The organism is Kribbella kalugense (assembly GCF_004365875.1).
GTDB lineage: Bacteria > Actinomycetota > Actinomycetes > Propionibacteriales > Kribbellaceae > Kribbella > Kribbella kalugense.
The window spans coordinates 3,602,623-3,621,805 of sequence record NZ_SODF01000001.1 but is presented as its reverse complement, the minus strand read 5'-3'; the positions used below and the strand labels follow the sequence as shown (position 1 = coordinate 3,621,805).

Sequence of the window (19,183 nt, the reverse complement as noted above, 5' to 3'; positions counted from 1 at the left end):
GTCAGTCCTCCTTCAGCTCGACTGGACGCCCAGTACGGGCGGACTGGTACACAGCGAGCACCGTGGCCAGCGACCGCCGCCCAGCCTCCAGCGACACCGAGGGCGCCCGCCCATCGCGGACGGCGGCGATGAAGTCGCGGTACTGGGCCAGATGGGCCAGCTCAACAGGACCCCAATCAGCCGGTCCGTCGAGCAGAGTCGCCTCAGGCAGCGCGCCTTCCGCGGTAGCGAAGTACGCGAGCTGATCGTCATCCAGCACCGCCGTACCTTGATCGCCGTGGATCGTCAGCCGCACCGGTCGACCCGGGTACGCCGCAGTGCTGGCGAGCATCAGACCGATCGCCCCGCTCTCGAACAGGATCGACGCGCCGGCCAAGTCCTCGACCTCGATGCCTTCGTGCGCCAGCCGCCCGGTCTGCGCGCTGACCTGGACCGGGCGGCCGAGCATCCAGACCAGCAGGTCCAGCGCGTGGATGCCCTGGTTCATCAGGGCTCCGCCTCCGTCGATAGCGAGCGTGCCGCGCCAGTCGTCGCCGTCGTAGTACGACTGCGGCCGGAAGAAGGCCGACTCGGCGATCCCGGACGTCACCCGGCCGAGGGCTCCGCTGTCGATCGCGGCCCGGATCTGCGCGACCGGCGGCTGGAACCGGCGCTGGCTGATCACCGAGACCGTGAGGCCGGTCGATCGCTGCGCCTCGATCACACGGTCCGCGGCGGCAAGGGTGATGTCCACCGGCTTCTCGATGATCACGTGCTTGCCGGCCTGCAACGCTTCGACGGCCGCATCCGCGTGCAGTGCGCTCGGCAGGCAGATCGCGGCGGCGTCGAGCTCTTCCGCGGCGTACGCCGCGGCCGGCGTCGCGTAGGCCTTGCCGCCGTGCTGCTCGACGAGCTTGCCGGCCCGCTCGAGGTTCTGGTCAACCACTGCGACCAGGTCGGCTTCGGAACCGAGAGCTTCGATGAGGCGAGCGTGCACGGTGCCGATCGCGCCGGCACCGATCAGGGCGAAACGCATAGGACCTCTCTTCAGTCGATTGTCCAGGCGATGGGTACGCCGCCGTTGTCCGCGGACTGCTGGGCGAGCAGAGCGAGCCGGGTCGCGAGCAGGCCCCGTTCGGTGGTGATGTCCGGTTCGTTGCCTGCGGCAAGTGCCTGCAAAGGCAGCTCCGCAGGCCGATAGCCGGCTGGCAGCGGTACGTCGTGTGGGGCGAGGTCGGTCGTGGTCAGGACGAGGCGCTTGCGGGCCCAGAGCAGTTCGGCCGTGCCTTCGGTGCCGACAAGCTTCATCCGGTAGTCGCCGTGCATCGGTGAGCCGGCCGGATTCAGCCAATCGACGCCGGCGGTGACGAGTGCACCGGGTCCGCTCAGCGTCGCGACGCCGTACAGCTCGTCGACGACGACACCGCTGATGGTCCCGCCGGTCAGCCCGGTGAAGAGCAGTGCGGCGTCGAGGTCGTGGACGGCGAGATCGTTCAGCAATCCGCCGTACTGCTTGCGGTCGAAGAACCAGGCTGGGCGCGTCGGGCGGTTGAGCTTGTGTGGGCCGGAGGAGCTAACGCCGTGGATGGTGCCGAGCAGACTGGAACTTTCCAGTGCCGCGAGGGTGACGGGGTAGTAGCGCTTCTCCAGGAGCAGTGTCACGTGGCGGCCGGTGCGGTGCGCGGCTTCGGTGATCGCGTCGAGGTCTTCGAGGGTCGTGCAGAGCGGCTTGTCGGCGATGACATGGCAGCCGGCGTTGAGGGCATCGACGACGGCCTGGCCGCGGTCGCCGTAGATCCCGGCGACCATGACCACGTCGGGCTCGACCTCGCGCAGCATCTGCTGGTGATCGGTGAACACCTTGGCGTCGTAGGGCGCCGCCCACCGCTCGGCCGTCTCGCGACTCGGGTCCGCCACCGCTACTAGCTCGAAGCTGGAGACCCGGTCGACTTCCGCGGTCGCGTAGGCCACGTGCGGGTGGGCGGCGCCGGCGATGCGGGTCATGCGTTCGATTCCAGCATGCAACCGGTTGCACAGTCAACGCGCGGACCGCCACGCAGGCAGAACCCGGACCGCCACGCATGCAGAACCCGGGTTGCGGCGAGGTCCGCACGCTCAGCCGCGAGGGTTCTGCCTGCGTGGCGGTCCGGCGGTCGTCGCCCGGATCACCAGGTGGGTGCTGATCGTGACGCATTCCGCGCTCGGGTCGGGGCTGTCGAGCAGCTGGGCGAGGAGCTTCGCGGCCGCCGTACCCGCGGTTGCCGCGCCGGCCGAGACGCTGGTGAGCGCCGGTGTGGTCAGCGCGGCGAGGGTGTCGTCGCAGCCGACCAGGCTGAAGTCCGACGGCACCGAGATGCCGCGCAGTTCGAGGCCGGCCAGCACACCCTGCGAAACCACGTCGTCGAACGCGATCGCCGCCGTCGCGCCGGACCGGACGATCGCCGATACCGAGTCCCGACCAGCGGCATAGCTCGGCCGCCCGACCTCGATGACGTCCACCGTCAACCCGGCCGCCGCGGACGTCAGGACCTCCCGGCGCTGCTGGTCCGACCACGAGTCACGCGGCCCGGCCAAGTACACGAGCCGTTGGTGGCCGAGCTTCTTCAACAGCATCAGGGCCTCGGTCATCCCGCCCGAAGAGTCGATCAGTACGCGCGGAATGCCGTCCAGATCGCGGTTCACCAAGACGACCGGCCGGGTCGCGGCGAGCTCGCGGATCAGGTCCTCAGCCAGTCGGGGCGAGGCTAGTACGAACCCTTCGACTTGCGGCGCGAGCCGGGCGATCAGCTTGGCCTCCCGTTCCGCGGACTCGTCGGAGTCGCCGAGGAAGACGGCCAGATCGGCAGTCTCCGCGGCCAGCTGCATGCTCCGGACCAGCGGCGGGAAGAACGGGTTCGCGATATCGGGTACGACGACCGCGATGTTCCCGAACCGTCCGGTCGACAACGCCCGCGCAGCCTGGTTGCCGACGTACCCGAGCCGGGCCGCGACCGCTCGGACCTGGTCGACGGTCTCCGGGCTGAGCAGTTGCGGGCGGGTGAAGGCCCGCGACACGGTCGACCGGGAGACCTGGGCTGCGGCCGCGACGTCGCCGATGGTGACCGACGGCCGGTGCGTGCGTGGCATGCGACCACGATAGTGCAACCGGTTGCACTACTTAACGACCCGAAAGCGGAAGCTCAGGCTCTCCGCGGTGAGGACCTCGAGCTTGGTCGGGTCGATACCGGGGCTGTCGTAGAAGCGGACGCCTTCGCCGAGCAGGACGGGGGTGATGTGCAGGACGATCTCGTCGACGAGGCCGGCGTTCAGGGCGAGCCGCGGTACGGCGCCGCCCGTGACGACGAGGTTCTTGCCGTCGGCTGCTTTCACGCCGTCGGCGACCACGTCGCGGATGTCGCCGGAGACGTAGGTGAACTCGGGGATCGGATTTGTCGCCGGATCCTTGTGCGTGTAGATCAGGATCGGCCCGGTCCACGCCCCGCCGTACGGGCGGTTCTCGCCGACCAGCTCGACTCGCTTCCCGCCGCACAGGAAGGCGCCGGTGGTCGCGATCACCTCCGCGCCGAGGCTGGACGGCCCGCCGTCGGCGAGGAACATCCAGTCGACGTTGTCGTCGCGATCCGCGATGAAGCCGTCGAGAGACATGGTCATGTGCCAGATCACTGTCATGACAACCAGCCTGCGTGGGGTCAGACCTATGCGTCTAATGCCAATGTCGCGGTCAACGCATAGATACCATCGATGCATGCTCGATCTCGTTCGGTTGCGGGTGCTGGCCGCGGTCGCCGCGCACGGTTCGGTCACCGCGGCGGCCGAGGCACTGCACTACACCCAGCCCACCGTCAGCCATCACCTCTCTCGCCTGGAGGCAGCGACCGGCGCGAAGCTGCTGCAGAAGGTCGGCCGCGGCATCCGTCTCACCCCGGAGGGCGAGGTGCTCGCGCGCCGAGCCGCAGAGATCATCGGCCGGGTGGACGCGGCCGACGCCGAGCTCGCGGAGCTGGTCGGCCTGCGGAGCGGCCGGGTCCGGGTCGGCGCCTTCAGTTCGGCGCTGAGCGTACTCGTCCCACCAGCGGCCGCCGAGCTCCGCAGCCGGCATCCGAACCTCGAGCTCGAGCTGACCGACGTCCACCCACGGGTCGCCCTGCAGCAGCTGCGCGATGGTGAGATCGACCTCGCAATCGTGTTCCGGTACGACGACCAGCAGCCGGCCGACGGCATCCGCTACACCCATCTCCTCGACGACCCGATCCACCTACTGAGCCGGCGTACCGGCGAGAGTCTCAACGACCACCGGGAGTCGGACTGGATCGCGGGCTGCGTGAACTGCCGTCGCGAGCTCTTGCAGCACTGCGCGGATGCCGGTTTCACGCCACATATCGCGTTCACCAGCGACGACATCATCGTCAAACAGGCCTTCGTGGCGGCCGGTCTCGGGGTCGCGACGATGCCCGGTCTGGCCTTGCGATCACACCTCGCCGAGGGAGTCCGCAGTACCGAACTGCCGATCGTGCGCCGGATCCATTTGGGCACGTACGGCGAACCGCCCGACCCGCCGGCCACGGAAGCCTTCGTTGCAGCCCTGAAGCGAGCAACACTGGGGTAGGAGGGGACGTTCGACTCCAGTTTTGGAGGATCGGGCGATGGGGCACTAGATGAGCATGGTGGACGTCGAACTGGGGTATGTGCGGATCTGGCGGGCAGCCGTGGGACTGCTGGCCACGATCGGAGTCGTCGCGTCGTTGGTGTTCGTCTCGCCGTCGACAAATCTGGTGGCCTTCCTGGTCGCCGCCTTCACCGCCGCCGCGGTCTGCCTGAGTATCGGGCTAGGCCGCGACCTGCCGCCGGGGGATCTGTTCTACCTGGTCCCGCGCTGGGCTGTGCTCGGCGGACTGTGCGTACTCGCAATCTGCGGGTACGCCGCCGCCGTCGGAGCGCGGACCCTGGCGCTGCTCCTGCTGGTCGTCGGTTCGTCCCCGCCCGTCATCGACTGGCTCCGGGCCGAGTCGCCCGCTCGTGAGCCCCGGCCGATCAAGTTGCCCAAAGCAACGGCGCGGGCGCTCAAGACGGTCCAGACCGAGGGCCGCCCGGCCGGTGACTGGCCGATGCCGAAGTACCTCACCGCGGTGGTGCGCAACGTCGTCGAGCTGACCGACGATGAGCTGTGCCTGGCCTGGCGACGGAGCTTCCCGCAGCTCCAGCGGGCTCTCGGTTCCGACCGTCGGCAGGCGATGGTCGACGTACGGCGTGCTTATCTCGACGAACTGGAGCGTCGCTACCCCGATTCGTTCGCCACCTGGCTAGCATCGAATCCGCGCGCCGCAGGGAATCCCGCTCGCTTCTTCACCCACCGAGCTGACCACTGAGCCATCCCACGGAGGAGTTTCGCTGTGAGCAGGCCCGAAACCGAACCTACCCAGCGCACGTTCTTCGGCCACCCACCGGTGCTGGCCAACCTCTTCGGCGTCGAGCTGTGGGAACGGTTCTCGTTCTACGGCATGCAGGGCATCCTGCTGATCTACCTTTACTACACGGCTGATCGCGGCGGTCTCGGCATCGACGAAGGCACGGCGACCAGCATCGTCGGTGCGTACGGCGGACTCGTCTACCTCTCCACGATCCTCGGAGCCTGGCTCGCCGACCGCCTGCTCGGCCCCGAGCGCACCTTGTTCTACGCGGCATCCGTGGTGATGATCGGTCATATCGCCCTGGCGTTGATCCCCGGCCTGGCCGGGGTCGCGGTCGGGCTGGTGCTGATCGCCGTCGGCAGCGGCGGGGTGAAGGCGAACGCGACCTCCCTGGTCGGGACGCTGTACAGCGAGGACGACGATCGCCGGGACGGCGGGTTCTCGCTGTTCTACCTCGGCATCAATCTCGGCGCGTTCGCCGGACCGCTGCTGACCGGCCTGCTGCAGAAGGACATCGGCTTCCACTACGGCTTCGGGCTGGCGGCGGTGGGGATGTTCCTCGGTCTGGTTCAGTACGGCGCCGGCCGTCGCCGACTGAGTGACGAGGCCCGCCGCGTGCCCAACCCGCTGACCCCCGAGGCGGCCCGCCGGGTGATCGCCGGCGCCGCAGTCGGGCTGGTGGTCGTCGTTGGGATCCTGATCTCCGGCATCCTGCCCGCGTCGCGGTACGCGGTCGCGATCGCAGTCATCAGCGCGCTCGCGGCGATCGCCTACTTCGTCATCATCCTCGGCAGCGGCCGGTTGACCGACGTCGAACGGAGCCGGGTGCTCGCGTTCATCCCGTTGTTCATCGCGAGTGCGGCGTTCTGGTCGCTCTACCAGCAGCAGTTCACCGTCGTGACCGTCTACTCCGACCAGCGCCTGGACCGGAACATCTTCGGCTGGGATATGCCGGTGTCGTTCGTGCAGTCGATCAACCCGGTGATGATCATCATCCTGTCCGGCGTGTTCGCCGCACTGTGGACGAAGCTCGGTCCGCGGCAGCCCTCGACGCCGATCAAGTTCAGCCTCGGCCTGGCGGTGATGGGCGTCGCGTTCCTGCTCTTCCTGCCCATGGCCGGCGGCGGTCCGAACAGCGCGCCGCTGCTCGGACTCGCCGGCATCCTGCTGGTCTTCACGATCGCCGAGCTGCTGCTCTCACCGGTCGGTCTCTCCTTGTCGACAAAGCTCGCGCCGGCGGCGTTCCGCACCCAGATGGTCGCGTTGTTCTTCCTTTCGGTGGCGCTCGGTACGGCGATGTCCGGCGTACTCGCGAAGCTCTACAGCACCGACCACGAGACGGCGTACTTCGGTGTGATCGGCGGCGTCGCACTGGTCCTGGGTGGCCTGCTCGCTCTGGCGGTTCGTCCGATCCGGCGACTCATGGCCGGGGTGCACTGAAGGCCGAGCGGAGGTCCGCTCCGATCAGCTCGATCGCGTGACGGCCGGCCGACAGTGCGGCGGGGAAGTTGAGGAACGCGTGCATGGTGTCGGCGTACTCGACCAGTCGAGTGGGTACGCCGTCCTGCTTGAGACGACTCGCATAGGCGAGCGCGTCAGGGCGTAGCGAGTCCCGTCCGGCGGCCAGCATGAGGGTCGGCGGGAGGCCGGCGAGTGTGTCGGCCCGCAGCGGGACGGCGGCCGTTGGGACATCGTCTGTGGGGAAGTACCACTCGTGCCAGTCCGCGTCCGGATGAAGGTCCAATGTTGGGTAGCAGAGGATCTGGCGGTCGGGGAGCGGGGCGCCTTCGTCCCGTGCGAGCAGGCAAGCTCCGGCCGCCAACGCCGCGCCCGCGCTCTGACCGCCGACCACGATCCGTCCGTCCCCGTCGAGATGTTCTCGGATCCAGCCCAGCGTCTCATAGACATCGTGAAGGCCTGCAGGACAAGGGTTTTCGGGTGCCAGTCGATAGTTGAGCGAGACAACCGTAACGTTGCCGTTGGCAGCGATCCCCGACGCTGCGTTCTCGATGTCGCGCAGATGACCGCCGATGAATCCACCGCCGTGCAGCCAGAGCACGATCGGCCGGGGCCGCATCGAGTACCGGTAGACCCGCGCCTCCAACGTCCGTCCCGGCAGCTCGATCGTCAGGTCCTCCAACGAAACCCGCGGATCGGGCCTACCGGCGATCGCCGGGTCCGGTAGGTCTTCCCGATCCAGCAGCAGCGCCTGGTACGGATCGACGTCCGGAACGGGAATGTCGGCGAGCACCTTCAACAACGCGTCGGTCTCGGACCCGAAGTCCGGGCTGTCGACAAGCTCGGGCCTCATGCGGAGACCGGCTGCAGATGACGTGCCGCGTGCGCGAACAGGAACCCGTCCGGTGTCGTGCTCACGTACTCGGCCAGCGCCCCAACCCCACCGTCGAACCCGGCACCGGTCGACGGGTCTGCCCAGTCAGCCTCGTCGTACTGCGAGATCTCGGCCACCAGCGCGGCGCCGACGCTGCGGAATCGATGCAGCACCAGCTCGGACGGGATCCGTCGCCCCGCCTCGACCCCGCCGAGGTTGAGTGACCGCCCGATCTCCGCGGTCTCCCATCGGGGATCGAGGCTCCAGTGCAGCCGTCCCGCCTTGGCATCCCGCAGTACGGCGAGGTTGATCTCGTCCCACATCAGTACGTGCGCGACCAGGTCGTGCAACGAGTCGCAGAAGTCCCCGAGCGGCCCCGCGGTCACGTCGTACGGCGCCCGCAGCTCCTCCTCGCTCTTCCCCTCGACCCGCCTCAGCAACAGCCCCTGGTCCCGCTGAATCAGCTCCGCCGCCCGCGCCGGAGTAGTAGTCGGTATACGCATACCAACAACCAACCAGCCCACCCACCCAACCCCCGACGGATTGAGCAAACTCCTCAATCCTTAGCCGTCGGCCAGGCGTTGGAGGAGGTGGATGAGGGTTTGCTGGTCCGCGTTGGTCAGGCGGGACAGTTGGGTGAGCATGACCTCGCGGCGGTTCTTGCGGAGGGTGGTGAGGATTTGGCGGCCGGCGGGGGTGAGATCGACGAGGGTGGCTCGGCGGTCGTTGGGGTCTGGTTGGCGTTCGACCAGGCCGGCTGCCTCGAGGTCGTCGACGACGGAGGTTGCCGAGCGCGGCACGATTCCCAGGCGCGCTGCCAGTTCGCTCAGTCGGAGCGGCTGGTCCGCGTTGTCGAGAGTCCGCAGTACGCGGAACTGGCCGTGGGTGACGCTGGTGCCGAAGCCCTCCCGGGACGCGCGGCGCTGCCGGCGGACGATGCCGTCCAGCAGGGCGGCGATCTGTTCCGCGGCGTCATCCGGGGCAGGCATGAGCAGAGCCTAGTAGCCGACGGTCTTTAGGACCGTCGCGCACGCGTGGGAACAAACTGGCATCTTGTGAGGTTCACTCATAGTGAGGTAACCTCAGTATAACTGTTCCCGGCCGACTGTTCCCGACCGAAAGGGGTCTACGTGTCACAGATTTCTGGACTCCCGGGTGGGGGAGGCGGCGGTGGGCGCGCGATGCGCTCGCTGCTCAAGGACTCCTCCGTCCGGCATCACAAGCTCACCGCCGGCACGCTCCGGCGGATCCTCGGTTTTGCCCGTCCCTACCGCCGCTACCTGGCCGTGTTCCTGGTGCTGGTCGCGTTCGACGCGGCCACCGGTGCGGTCACGCCGCTGCTGTTCCGCGCGATCATCGACAAGGGGATCGTGCCGGGCCACGCCCAAGTGGTCGTCTGGCTCGCCTTCGGCGTCGCCGTGCTGGCGATCGCCAACAGCGCGATCACGCTCGGCGAGCGCTGGTTCTCCGCGCGCATCGGTGAAGGTCTCGTCTACGACCTCCGCACCGCCGTCTTCGACCACGTGCAGCAACTGCCGGTCGCCTTCTTCAGCCGGACGCAGACCGGCGCCCTGATCCAGCGACTCAACGGTGACGTCCTCGGCGCCCAGCAGGCGTTCACCTCGACGCTGTCGAACGTGGTCAGCAATCTGCTCAGCGTCGCCCTCGTGCTCGGCGCGATGTTCGTGATGTCCTGGCAGATCACCCTGCTCGCCCTCGTCGTACTGCCGCTGTTCGTGATCCCCGCCCGGCTGCTGGCCGGGAAGTTGCGCGAGGCAACCGCCGAGACCTACCGGCTCAACGCCACGATGGCCCAGACCATGACCGAGCGGTTCAACGTCGCCGGTGCGGTCCTGGCCAAGGTGTTCGGCCGGACCCAGGACTCGTCGCGTGAGTTCGCGGGCAAGGCTGCCCGGGTCCGCGACATCGGTGTCACCACCGCGATGTACGCCAGCGTCTTCCGGGTCTCGCTGACTCTGGTCGCGGCTCTCGCGGTCGCTCTCGTGTACGGCGTCGGCGGCGTCTTCGCGGTCGCGGGGACGCTCGGAATCGGTACGGTCGTCGCGCTGACGGCGTACCTGAACCGTCTGTACGGCCCGTTGACCGCGCTGTCCAACATGCAGGTCGACATCATGACCACCCTGGTCAGCTTCGAGCGGGTGCTCGAGGTGCTCGACCTCCCGCCGATGGTTGCCGACAGCAAGGACGCGACGGAGCTTCCGCCGACTGCCGAGCCGTCGATCGAGTTCGACCACGTGTCGTTCCACTACCCGTCGGCCGAGGAGGTGTCGCTCGCCTCGCTCGAGTCGGTCGCGACGCTGTCGGCCGAGACCGGCGAAGACGTCCTCAAGGACGTCACCTTCACCGTCGAGCCCGGCCAGCTGGTCGCGGTCGTCGGCCCGTCCGGCGCCGGCAAGTCAACGCTGTCTTCACTCGTCTCCCGGATGTACGACGCAACGGGCGGAGCCGTCCTGGTCGGCGGCCGCGACGTCCGCGAAGTCACCCAGAGTTCACTGCACGCGGCGATCGGCGTGGTCACGCAGGACTCGCACATGTACCACGACACGATTCGCGCCAACCTGCTCCTGGCCCGCCCGGACGCAACCGACGAGGAGCTGCACCACGCGCTCGAAGGGGCCCAGATCGCGACGCTCGTCGACAGCCTGCCCGACGGTCTCGATACCGTGGTCGGCGACCGCGGCTACCGGCTGTCCGGCGGTGAACGTCAGCGTCTCGCGATCGCCCGGGTGCTGCTCAAGTCCCCGTCGATCGTCATCCTCGACGAGGCGACCGCCCACCTCGACTCCGAGTCCGAGGCCGCGGTCCAGACCGCACTGGCCAACGCGCTGGTCGGCCGTACGTCGCTGGTCATCGCGCACCGACTGTCGACGATCCGCAACGCCGACGTCATCCTCGTCCTTGACGAGGGCCGGATCCGCGAACGTGGCAGCCACGAGGAACTTCTCGCCCAGGGCGGTCTGTACGCCGACCTGTACGCGACCCAGTTCGCCACGGCTGCCTGACCGACAGTTGGACCCCCGGTCGCGCGAGAGTGCGCGGTCGGGGGAGGATCGCGGCATGAGAGATCGGATGACTGCCGCGGCGACCGAACTGGCGTACGACGCTCCGGCGGGGAACTGGCTCGAGGCGCTGCCGCTGGGCAACGGCCGGATCGGCGCGATGAGTTTCGGCGGCCCCGGCCAGGACCGGATCGCCCTGAACGACGAGACCTGCTGGTCCGGCAGCCCCGAGACCACCCGCCGCCTGGCCACGCCGCTCGGCGAGGTCGGCGCCGCCGCCGTGGACCGGGTGCGGGCCGCCATCGCGGAGGGCGACGTACGCACGGCCGAAGAGCTCGCGCACGGCTTCCACAGCGGCCACTCGCAGGCGTATCTCCCGCTCGGTGACCTGCTGCTCGACTTCGAGGTCGACGGTGAGGTCACGCAGTACCGCCGTCGGCTGGATCTGGACACCGCGGTCGCTCGGTCGGAGTACGAGGTGGCCGGAATCGCTGTCTGGCAAGAGGTCTACGTCAGCGCGCCGGCGCAGGCATTGATCCTACGTCTGGGCGCCTCGAAGCCGCTCGACGTGACGGTCCGCCTCGCCTCGCAACTCCGCGCAACCACGGAAGCCGTCGGCGACGACGGCCTCGCGCTGCTCGCCACCTGCCCGTCCTCCGTCGCGCCGCCGCATGGGCAGTCCGACGACCCGGTCCAGTACACCGAGGAACGCGGGATGAACGCTGCCGTTGTCCTCCGCGCCCGTACCGACGGATCGATCACGTCGACCGACGACGTCCTGACGATCAACAATTCCACCGACTTGCTGATCGCCCTCTCGACCGCCACTGGCTACGACGGACCGCACACCACGCCGACTCGGACCGGGGAGGAGTGCCGTGACGCCGCAGACGCGGTCGTTCTGAGCGCACTCAACAAGACGCCGGAAGACCTGCAGCAGGAGCACATCACCGACTACCAGGAACTCTTCCGTCGATCGGTCCTCACGCTGCCGTCTTCAGTGGACCTGACCACCGAGCGCCGACTGGCCGAAGCCGCCGACGATCCCGGGCTCGCCGCGTTGATCTACAACTTCGGCCGCTACCTGATGATCTCCAGCTCCCGACCCGGCGGCCTGCCCACCAACCTGCAAGGCATCTGGAACGAGCACCTCCAGCCGCCGTGGAGCAGCAACTACACGGTCAACATCAACACCGAGATGAACTACTGGCCCGCCGAGACCACCTCCCTCTCCGAGTGCCACGAGCCGCTGCTGCGGTACGTCGGTGAGCTCGCCCGGGCAGGTCGTCGTACCGCCGAAGAGCTGTACGGCGCCAAGGGTTGGGCCGCGCATCACAACGCCGACGCGTGGTGCTGGACCGCGCCGGTCGACGGCAACCCGAAGTGGTCGAACTGGCCGATGGCCGGCGTCTGGTTGTGTCGCCACCTGTGGGACCACTTCGCGTTCACCGGAGACCGTGAGTACCTCCGCGAGGTCTGGCCGGTGCTGCGTGGTGCCGCCGAGTTCTGCCTGGACTGGCTGATCGAACTCCCGGACGGCACGCTCGGCACCGCGCCGTCCACGTCACCGGAGAACGAGTACGTCGCCGCTGACGGCAAGCCCGCCTCGGTCACGACGTCCGCGACGATGGACCTCTCGCTGATCGCCGACCTCTTCGACCGCTGCGCGCAGACCGCGGCCGAGCTCGACCTCGTCGATCCACTGGTCGACGAACTGCTGGCCGCCCGGAAGCGGATCCCCGACCCGAAGGTTGGTAGCCGAGGGCAACTACAAGAGTGGCTCGAGGACCTGCCCGAGGCCGAGCCGCAGCACCGGCACACGTCCCACCTGATCGGTCTCCACCCCGGCGACCAGATCACCCCGGACGGTACGCCGGAACTCGCCGCGGCGGCCGCCCGCACGTTGGAGTTGCGTGGCAACAAGAGCACCGGCTGGTCGCTCGCCTGGCGGATCTCGTTGTGGGCGAGGCTGCGTGACGGTGCGGCCGCACATCGCCTGGTGCGTGAGCTGCTGACGCCCGCCGGTGACTCCGGTACGGACTACGTCGGCGACGGTTCCGGCCTGTACCCGAACCTGTTCTGCGCACATCCGCCGTTCCAGATCGACGGCAACTTCGGCGCCACCGCCGGGATCGCCGAGATGCTGTTGCAGAGCCACACCGGTGAGCTTGAGATCTTCCCTACCCTACCCGCCGAGTGGCCGGAAGGAACGGTGACCGGCCTGCGTGCTCGCGGTGGTGTCGGGGTCGACCTTGAGTGGTCTCCGGCCGCGGCAAACGCCGTACTGACAGCCGATCGGGACACCACCGTCGTGGTCCGGCACGGGGACCACCGTCAGGAGGTGTCGCTCGCCGCCGGCGTACCGCAGCGGCTGACGATCGCGCGATGAACCGTCAGGTCACGTCGCGGATATGCAGGACTGCACCGGTTTCCAGATCCCGGTCGAGCAGGGACCAGATGGTGCGAGCCACGATCTCGGGTTTCGCGAGCTGGCCAAGGGCTTCCATCTCGCGGAACCGCTGCGACACCGGCACCTCGTCCGGACTGGACGCGCGCAGCTCGGCCTGCATGTCGGTGTCGATCGAGCCGGGTGACACCGAGATCACCCGGCAGCCGGGACTTCGGTGCCGCTGCTCCAGCCCGACCGTGCGGACCCACTGGTCGATACCGGCCTTGGCGGCGCAGTAGCTCGCCTCGCCCTCGTGCGGTCTCATCGCGGCGCCGGACGACACCATGATCAGGTGCTGCTCGCAGTTCCGCCCGGACAGCGCGCTCAGGAACGAGTGCCCGAGCACCAGAGCTGCAGCTGAGTTGAGCAACACGTTCCGCGTGTACTGCTGCGTGTCGACGCGATCGGCCGAACCGAGTGGCGTCAGCGTGCCGGCGTTGTGGATGAACACCACCAGCTCCGGGTCGCCCGCCTCGATCCGCTGCCGGAAGTCCTTGTCCACCAGCGGCCACGACTCCGGGTCGGCCAGATCCGCCGCCACGTGTTGCGCGCCCGGCGTACCGCCACGGCGCGAGATGTCGACCAGCTCCGCGTTCTCGAACGGGATCGTCGCGGCCAGTGCGGCCCCCAGCCCCGCCGATGCCCCCGATATCCAGATCAGGATCCGCCGCAGCGGAATCATCGTCGCATTCCTGAGTGCAGGCCAAAACCCAGCATCATGCAGTACCCCCCTGCAATGCCAAACATCCCCTGGCGAAGCAGCCTAACCTCCAAACCCCTTAAGACGAAGCCCTCCCACCATTTCTGACCATGAGCAACCACGCCGTCGCGCGGCGCCCGCCAATTGTCCCGAAACTGAGCATTTGCTGAGTGTTCGCTGCCTAGCGGGCGCTGAAGAGGCGGCCGTAGGTGGTCGGGCGGGTCGCTGAGTGGGCGGCTTGGAGGAGGCCCCAGAGGAGGGCGGAGTTGGCGGTGATTACCGGGCGGCCCAGATCTTCTTCCAGGGCGGCGATTACGCCTACTGCGCGGAAGCCGTTGCCGCCGATGAACACCGCGTCTGCGGCTGCGGGTGTGTGCGTGAGGATCCACGCGAAGAGTTCGGACGGGTTGATGCTGCGTTGGTTGCTGGGTAGTTCGCAGGTGGTGTGTATGACGACGTTCAGCCCTTGTGCCGCGAAGTAATCGGCGCCTAACTGGTCCAGCTCGGTGTCGAACCATGGTGGATTGAACAAGGCGATCCTATTGATGCCCAGCGCACCGAATCCGGCGACAGCGGCCGCGCAGGGGGCGACGACTGGCATACCGGCGCGTTCAGTCAAGCGATCGACTACCTTGCGCTCGCCGTCTGGGCCTCCGACGTACGACGAACTGGTGAAGCCGATGCCGATGGCACTGATCGGCGCCGCGGCCAGCAACGCAGTGGCGTCGTCGATCGCGGGCGGCTCGACGAACGCCTGGACGGGGGCGAGTGGAATCGTTGGATCCATCGCTCCACCGGCGGCCATCGCGCCGAACGGCACGCGGGTCGCGTACACGCGGACGCCTTCCGGTGCCATCGCCTGCAGTTCCGACTCGGGTCCGACATCAGCATGCGGTATCAGAACGCCAAGCCGGGTACGCACATCCCATCCGTCTACTGACCACATGAGGCCCCTCCCTTCCCCACAAAAGAGTGTGCGCCCGATCCGACGTCGTCGGTAGCCTCGCTCGGTGACCAACGACTGGGACTGGCAGTGGGACGCGAGCTTGTACGCCGGGAGCGCCCGGCACTACGCGGTGGGGCGGATGGCTTACCCCGCGGCGCTGGGGGAGGCGATCCGGGACGCCTTGGCGCTGGACGGGCGCGGGCGGTTGCTGGATGTGGGGTGTGGTCCCGGCGCGCTGACGTTGCTGTTGGCGCCGTACTTCGCGGAAACGGTCGGAGTGGATGCGGACGCGGACATGCTCGAAGTCGCTGCATCGCGAGCGGTTGAAGGCAACGTGCGGTGGGAGCGGATGCGCGCCGAGGAACTACCCGGGGGACTCGGGACGTTCCGGGTGGTGACGTTCGCACAATCCTTCCATTGGATGGATCAGGCGCTGGTCGCCGATCGCGTCCGCGGAATGCTCGAACCCGAAGGTGCGTGGGTACACGTCGGTGCGACGACGCATCGTGGGATCGACGGAGCGCAGGAGCTTCCGCATCCGCGGCCGCCATGGGGCCGGATCGATGAACTGGTGACGCGGTACCTCGGTCCGGTACGGCGAGCTGGTCAAAGCGTGCTGCCGACCGGGACGCGGTCTGGCGAGGAAGAGATCATGCGTGCGGCCGGCTACCGCGGACCGACCCGGTTGGTCGTCGGCGGCAACGAGGTCGAGGAACGCACCGTGGACCAACTCGTCGCGTCGGTGTTCTCGTTGTCGGGCTCGGCGCCGCACCTGTTCGGCGCGGAACTGGCCGCCTTCGAGGCCGACCTGCGGGAGCTGCTGACCGAAGCCGCGGACAACGGGCTGTTTGCCGAACAGCGTCGGGAGATCGAAGCGGTGATCTGGCGCTGAGCGTCAGCTGACAGTCCGCTGAGCATTCGCTGGGAAGTGCCCGTGAACACACGGCGGCCGCGGCGAAAGCCGCGGCCGCTAGGTGTTGGTGTTTTACGTCAGGACTGGTTGTCCTGGTTGTCGTCGCCGCCGCCGAGCCGCTCCTTGGCGAAGTTCTCGCCCTGCTCGATCTGGTCCCCGAACTTGTCGCCGGTCTTCTCGTTGAGGAAGTCACCGGCCTTGTCGAGACCCTCGCTGACCTGGTCCGGGTGATCCTTGGCCAGTTCCTCGGCCTTGTCCTTCATTTCGTCGAACAAACCCATCGTCTTTCCCCGTTCTCTCGATGGTTGCCTTGTACTACCTAGCCGTTACTACCCGATCACCGTGATCCCACACAAGGACTGGCGGCGTGTTGGCCAAGGATTCACCCGGCAAACGGATTCCGGTCGGCTTGCAGGGCCGGGAGTACGCTGTTCGCGAAGACGCCGTACAGGTGTCGCTGGAACATCGGTCCGAAGCTGATCCGGGCCACGCTTCGCGCTGCGTAGTCGGCGACGGTATGTGCGCCCTGGCCGTAGGCAACGTTCACCGGGCCGGCGATTTCCTTCACCAGTGTGCCGATCAGTTCGAGATCGCCGATTCCGATCGGATACACGCAATCCGCGCCCGCTGCGAGGTAGCGGGATGCGCGATCGAGTGCGGTCTGTAACTGTTCCTCCGCCGAACCGGCCTTGCGAAGGAACGCATCGATCCGGGCGTTGATCACCAGCGCGTCACCGGCAGCGGCGCGTACTGCGGCCAGGAAGTCCGCCTGTTCGGCGGGATCGATCATCTCGCCGGTCGCCGGGTCGGAGTCCTCGAGGTTCAGGCCAACGGCGCCGGTCGCGAGGAAGCGTTCGACCAGTTCGGCGGGGGCCAACTGGTATCCGCGTTCGAAGTCGACGGTGACCGGAACCGACACCGATCCGGCAATCCGGGTAGCGCCGGCCAGCACGTCTTCGACCGGCGCCTGTTCGCCGTCGTCGTACCCGAGCACGGCGGCGGTCGCGTTGCTACTGGTCGCGACCGCGGCGAAGCCGGCCGCCTCGACCAGGCGGGTCGAGGCCGCATCCCAGGCGTTCGGTACGACGAGTGGAGTACCGGGGACATGCAGTTCTCGCAAGGTAGTTGCCAATGACATCAGGATCTCCCATGGAGCAGAGGCAGCCCGAAGGCTGGGAACAAAGCAGGTTGGTGGAAGGCGAGCACGGCCGAGATGCCTTTGCTCGTCAGCGTCAGCACCTTGATCGAGTGCGCGTGGTACTGGTCGTCGGTGCCGCGGATGTAGAGCGCATAGGCCGGCTGGCCGTTCGCCGAGGTCTCGACCATGACCCGTCGATCGGGTCCGGCGCGCAGCTTCGAGTCCAGCAGCCGCAGTACGTCGTCGCGCCCGCTGAACCAGGTCGGGATCGGCGGCATCTCCCACCGGGCGTCCTCGGTGAAAAGCCCTTCCAGGACAAGCAAATCCTTGCTCTCCATCGCCGCCTGGAACTGGTCGAGCAGAGCCCGTTGCAACGGCTCGCGCGGCTCACTCAGGTCGTCCTCCCGCGGCCGTAGCCGGGCGAGCTCGGCCCGCGCTCGCTGGAGCGAACTGTTCACCGCGGCGGTAGTTGTGTCGAGCAACGACGCGACGTCGGCCGCCGGCCAGGTGAGCACTTCACGCAGGATCAGTACGGCGCGTTGTCGCGGCGGAAGATGTTGCATCGCGGCAACCATCGCCAGTCGCAGGCTCGCCCGGTCGCCGACCACGGTGGCCGGGTCGGCCCCGAGCAACTGGTCCGGGAACGGCTCCAGCCACGGCACTTCCAGAGCGTGGCCCTGCAGCTCGTCCAGGTCGTTGCTCGGGGCACCCAACGCCGACGGGATCACCCGGCGGCTGCTGTGCTGCAGGAGGTTCAGGCACACGTTGGTCGCAATCCGGTACAGCCAGGTGCGGATCGTCGAACGGTGCTCGAAGTCCGCGTGACCCCGCCAGGCGCGCAGGTACGTCTCCTGGACCGCGTCCTCGGCGTCGTGCAGCGAGCCGAGCATCCGGTAGCAATGCGCGACCAGCCCGCCTCGATGCTGCGCGAACTCCTCCTCGAGATTCATCCGACCGGTTCCACCGCCTTCGCAACGATCGGGCCGGCTCCGGTACGGCGCCGGGCCGCGATCACCAGGCCCGAAAGGGCTCCGAGCAAAGACAGTACGCCGCCACCCGCGAGCGCCCGGGCGAATCCGTGACCGGTGTAGCCACCGGCTGCAGTGAAGACCGACCCGAGCACGGCAACACCGGCGGCGCCGCCGAGTTGACGGTTCATGCTGTAGATCCCGGAGGCAATGCCGACGGCCTCCCGGGGTAGCGCCGACATGGCTGCGCTCTGTGCCGCAGGCATTGCCAGCGAGATGCCGCAGCCCGTGATCACGAGCGCTGGGATCAGTTCGTAGTACTGGTCGGCGCCTCGGCTCAACCAGAACATGCCGGCCGCCTGAAGTGCCATACCGATGACGACCAGCGGACGTTCGCCGATGCGATCGACCAGTCGGCCGGCGATCGGGCCGACGACGAACAGTGTCGCCGTCCACGGGAGCAGTTGCAGACCGGCCTTGAACGGTGCCGATCCGAGCACGGCCTGCATGTACTGCGACAGGAAGAAGACCGCGCTGAACAGCGCCGCGCTGAGGAAGAAGCCGGCCGAGTTCGCCGCGGTGAACGTCCGGTTGCGGAAGTACATCAACGGCACCATCGCGTGGTCGGACCGTCGCTCCCACAGGGCGAACGCCAACAGCATCACGACCCCGACGACGAACGCGCCGAGTACTTCGGCACTCGACCAGCCGGCCGACTCACCGCGCACCGTGCCCCAGACCAGACCGAGTACGGCGAGACTGATCAGCACCGCGCCGATCAGGTCGAGCCGTCGAGCCGGACCGGTGCTCTCCGGGATCTTCGCGAGTACCAACCCGATCGCGACGACCCCGATCGGCACGTTGATCCAGAAGATCCACTGCCAGGAGAGCCCCTCGGTCACGGCACCACCGATCAGCGGTCCACCGAGTACGGCGAGACCGGTCAGGCCGCTGAACACGCCGATCGCCTGCCCGCGTCGTTCCGGCGGGAACGCCGCCCCGAGCAGCCCCATTGCCAACGGCATCACCATCGCCGCGCCGATGCCCTGCACGGCCCGCGCCGCGATCAGGAACGGAAGTGTGGTTGCCAGGGCGCAGGCGATGGACGCGGCGGTGAAGAGCGCCAGTCCGGCTGCATAGGTACGTCGCCGGCCCAGGCGGTCGCCGATCGCGGCAGCCGTCATCAGAAGCATCGCGAAACTCAGTGCATAGGAGTTGACCGTCCATTCCAGCTCCTCGGCCGAGGCGCCGAGGTCGGTCCGGATCGTGGTCAGGGCCGCAGCCACCACGAGAACGTCCAACGCGACCATGACCGACCCCAAGGAGGTCA

The 19,183-nt window shown here is 68.0% G+C and carries 19 protein-coding genes; 6 read left to right on the top strand and 13 right to left on the bottom strand.

What is annotated here, in order from left to right:
- Position 1 precedes the first annotated feature (1 nt).
- From EV650_RS16935 to EV650_RS16920, 4 genes are all read right to left on the bottom strand, one after another.
- Positions 2-1,015, bottom strand: coding sequence for a Gfo/Idh/MocA family protein (locus EV650_RS16935; RefSeq protein ID WP_134119704.1), 1,014 nt, complete (start codon positions 1,013-1,015; stop codon positions 2-4).
- A gap of 11 nt (positions 1,016-1,026) precedes the next feature.
- The gene (locus EV650_RS16930) at positions 1,027-1,983 is read right to left on the bottom strand and encodes a Gfo/Idh/MocA family protein (protein WP_134119703.1); all 957 of its coding nucleotides are present in this window, start codon (positions 1,981-1,983) and stop codon (positions 1,027-1,029) included.
- Between the two features lie 111 nt (positions 1,984-2,094).
- Complete coding sequence (locus EV650_RS16925; protein ID WP_134119702.1) at positions 2,095-3,105, bottom strand: LacI family DNA-binding transcriptional regulator; 1,011 nt, start codon at positions 3,103-3,105, stop codon at positions 2,095-2,097.
- 27 nt (positions 3,106-3,132) lie between these two features.
- On the bottom strand, positions 3,133-3,648 hold the full coding sequence (locus EV650_RS16920; RefSeq protein ID WP_166678162.1) for a dihydrofolate reductase family protein: 516 nt from the start codon (positions 3,646-3,648) through the stop codon (positions 3,133-3,135).
- A gap of 76 nt (positions 3,649-3,724) precedes the next feature.
- On the opposite strand from EV650_RS16920, the gene EV650_RS16915 reads away from it, so the two are divergent.
- The 3 genes from EV650_RS16915 to EV650_RS16905 are packed head-to-tail and all read left to right on the top strand — an operon-like array spanning position 3,725 to position 6,827.
- A complete protein-coding gene (locus EV650_RS16915) occupies positions 3,725-4,585 on the top strand; it encodes a LysR family transcriptional regulator (RefSeq protein ID WP_134119700.1) in 861 nt (286 codons plus the stop codon).
- Between the two features lie 49 nt (positions 4,586-4,634).
- On the top strand, positions 4,635-5,345 hold the full coding sequence (locus EV650_RS16910) for a hypothetical protein (RefSeq protein WP_134119699.1): 711 nt from the start codon (positions 4,635-4,637) through the stop codon (positions 5,343-5,345).
- A 24-nt stretch (positions 5,346-5,369) separates the two neighbouring features.
- The gene (locus EV650_RS16905) at positions 5,370-6,827 is read left to right on the top strand and encodes a peptide MFS transporter (protein WP_134119698.1); all 1,458 of its coding nucleotides are present in this window, start codon (positions 5,370-5,372) and stop codon (positions 6,825-6,827) included.
- Here the strand turns inward: EV650_RS16905 and EV650_RS16900 are convergent.
- From EV650_RS16900 to EV650_RS16890, 3 genes are read right to left on the bottom strand one after another with little or no spacing between them, the layout of a single operon-like run.
- Positions 6,808-7,698, bottom strand: coding sequence for an alpha/beta hydrolase (locus tag EV650_RS16900; RefSeq protein WP_134119697.1), 891 nt, complete (start codon positions 7,696-7,698; stop codon positions 6,808-6,810). The genes EV650_RS16905 and EV650_RS16900 overlap by 20 nt on opposite strands.
- Positions 7,695-8,222: a DinB family protein gene (locus tag EV650_RS16895; RefSeq protein ID WP_134119696.1), complete on the bottom strand. Its 528-nt coding sequence runs from the start codon at positions 8,220-8,222 to the stop codon at positions 7,695-7,697. The genes EV650_RS16900 and EV650_RS16895 overlap by 4 nt, the downstream gene beginning before the upstream one ends.
- A gap of 60 nt (positions 8,223-8,282) precedes the next feature.
- Positions 8,283-8,708: a MarR family winged helix-turn-helix transcriptional regulator gene (locus EV650_RS16890; RefSeq protein ID WP_134119695.1), complete on the bottom strand. Its 426-nt coding sequence runs from the start codon at positions 8,706-8,708 to the stop codon at positions 8,283-8,285.
- A gap of 192 nt (positions 8,709-8,900) precedes the next feature.
- Here EV650_RS16890 and EV650_RS16885 point away from each other — a divergent pair, with 192 nt between their 5' ends.
- Together EV650_RS16885 and EV650_RS16880 are read left to right on the top strand one after the other, a co-directional pair.
- The gene (locus EV650_RS16885) at positions 8,901-10,742 is read left to right on the top strand and encodes an ABC transporter ATP-binding protein (RefSeq protein ID WP_134120116.1); all 1,842 of its coding nucleotides are present in this window, start codon (positions 8,901-8,903) and stop codon (positions 10,740-10,742) included.
- A gap of 55 nt (positions 10,743-10,797) precedes the next feature.
- Positions 10,798-13,128 carry a glycoside hydrolase family 95 protein gene (locus EV650_RS16880; RefSeq protein ID WP_134119694.1) on the top strand — a complete coding sequence of 777 codons (2,331 nt, stop codon included), beginning with the start codon at positions 10,798-10,800 and terminating at the stop codon, positions 13,126-13,128.
- Positions 13,129-13,132: 4 nt separating this feature from the next.
- On the opposite strand, the gene EV650_RS16875 is transcribed toward EV650_RS16880, so the two are convergent.
- Together EV650_RS16875 and EV650_RS16870 are read right to left on the bottom strand one after the other, a co-directional pair.
- Entirely contained in the window at positions 13,133-13,870 is a 738-nt protein-coding gene (locus tag EV650_RS16875) for an SDR family NAD(P)-dependent oxidoreductase (RefSeq protein WP_134119693.1), read from the bottom strand.
- Positions 13,871-14,069: 199 nt separating this feature from the next.
- Positions 14,070-14,810: a maleate cis-trans isomerase family protein gene (locus EV650_RS16870; protein ID WP_238174235.1), complete on the bottom strand. Its 741-nt coding sequence runs from the start codon at positions 14,808-14,810 to the stop codon at positions 14,070-14,072.
- A gap of 88 nt (positions 14,811-14,898) precedes the next feature.
- On the opposite strand from EV650_RS16870, the gene EV650_RS16865 reads away from it, so the two are divergent.
- Positions 14,899-15,726, top strand: a complete 828-nt coding sequence (locus EV650_RS16865) for a class I SAM-dependent methyltransferase (RefSeq protein WP_238174234.1) — start codon at positions 14,899-14,901, stop codon at positions 15,724-15,726.
- A 98-nt stretch (positions 15,727-15,824) separates the two neighbouring features.
- Here the strand turns inward: EV650_RS16865 and EV650_RS16860 are convergent, their stop codons facing one another.
- The 4 genes from EV650_RS16860 to EV650_RS16845 form a co-directional block, all read right to left on the bottom strand.
- Positions 15,825-16,028, bottom strand: coding sequence for an antitoxin (locus EV650_RS16860; RefSeq protein ID WP_134119691.1), 204 nt, complete (start codon positions 16,026-16,028; stop codon positions 15,825-15,827).
- A gap of 101 nt (positions 16,029-16,129) precedes the next feature.
- Positions 16,130-16,885, bottom strand: coding sequence for an isocitrate lyase/PEP mutase family protein (locus tag EV650_RS16855; RefSeq protein WP_134119690.1), 756 nt, complete (start codon positions 16,883-16,885; stop codon positions 16,130-16,132).
- Complete coding sequence (locus EV650_RS16850; RefSeq protein WP_134119689.1) at positions 16,885-17,835, bottom strand: sigma-70 family RNA polymerase sigma factor; 951 nt, start codon at positions 17,833-17,835, stop codon at positions 16,885-16,887. The genes EV650_RS16855 and EV650_RS16850 overlap by 1 nt, the downstream gene beginning before the upstream one ends.
- Positions 17,832-19,163, bottom strand: a complete 1,332-nt coding sequence (locus EV650_RS16845) for a DHA2 family efflux MFS transporter permease subunit (protein WP_238174233.1) — start codon at positions 19,161-19,163, stop codon at positions 17,832-17,834. The genes EV650_RS16850 and EV650_RS16845 overlap by 4 nt, the downstream gene beginning before the upstream one ends.
- Between the last annotated feature and the right edge of the window lie 20 nt (positions 19,164-19,183).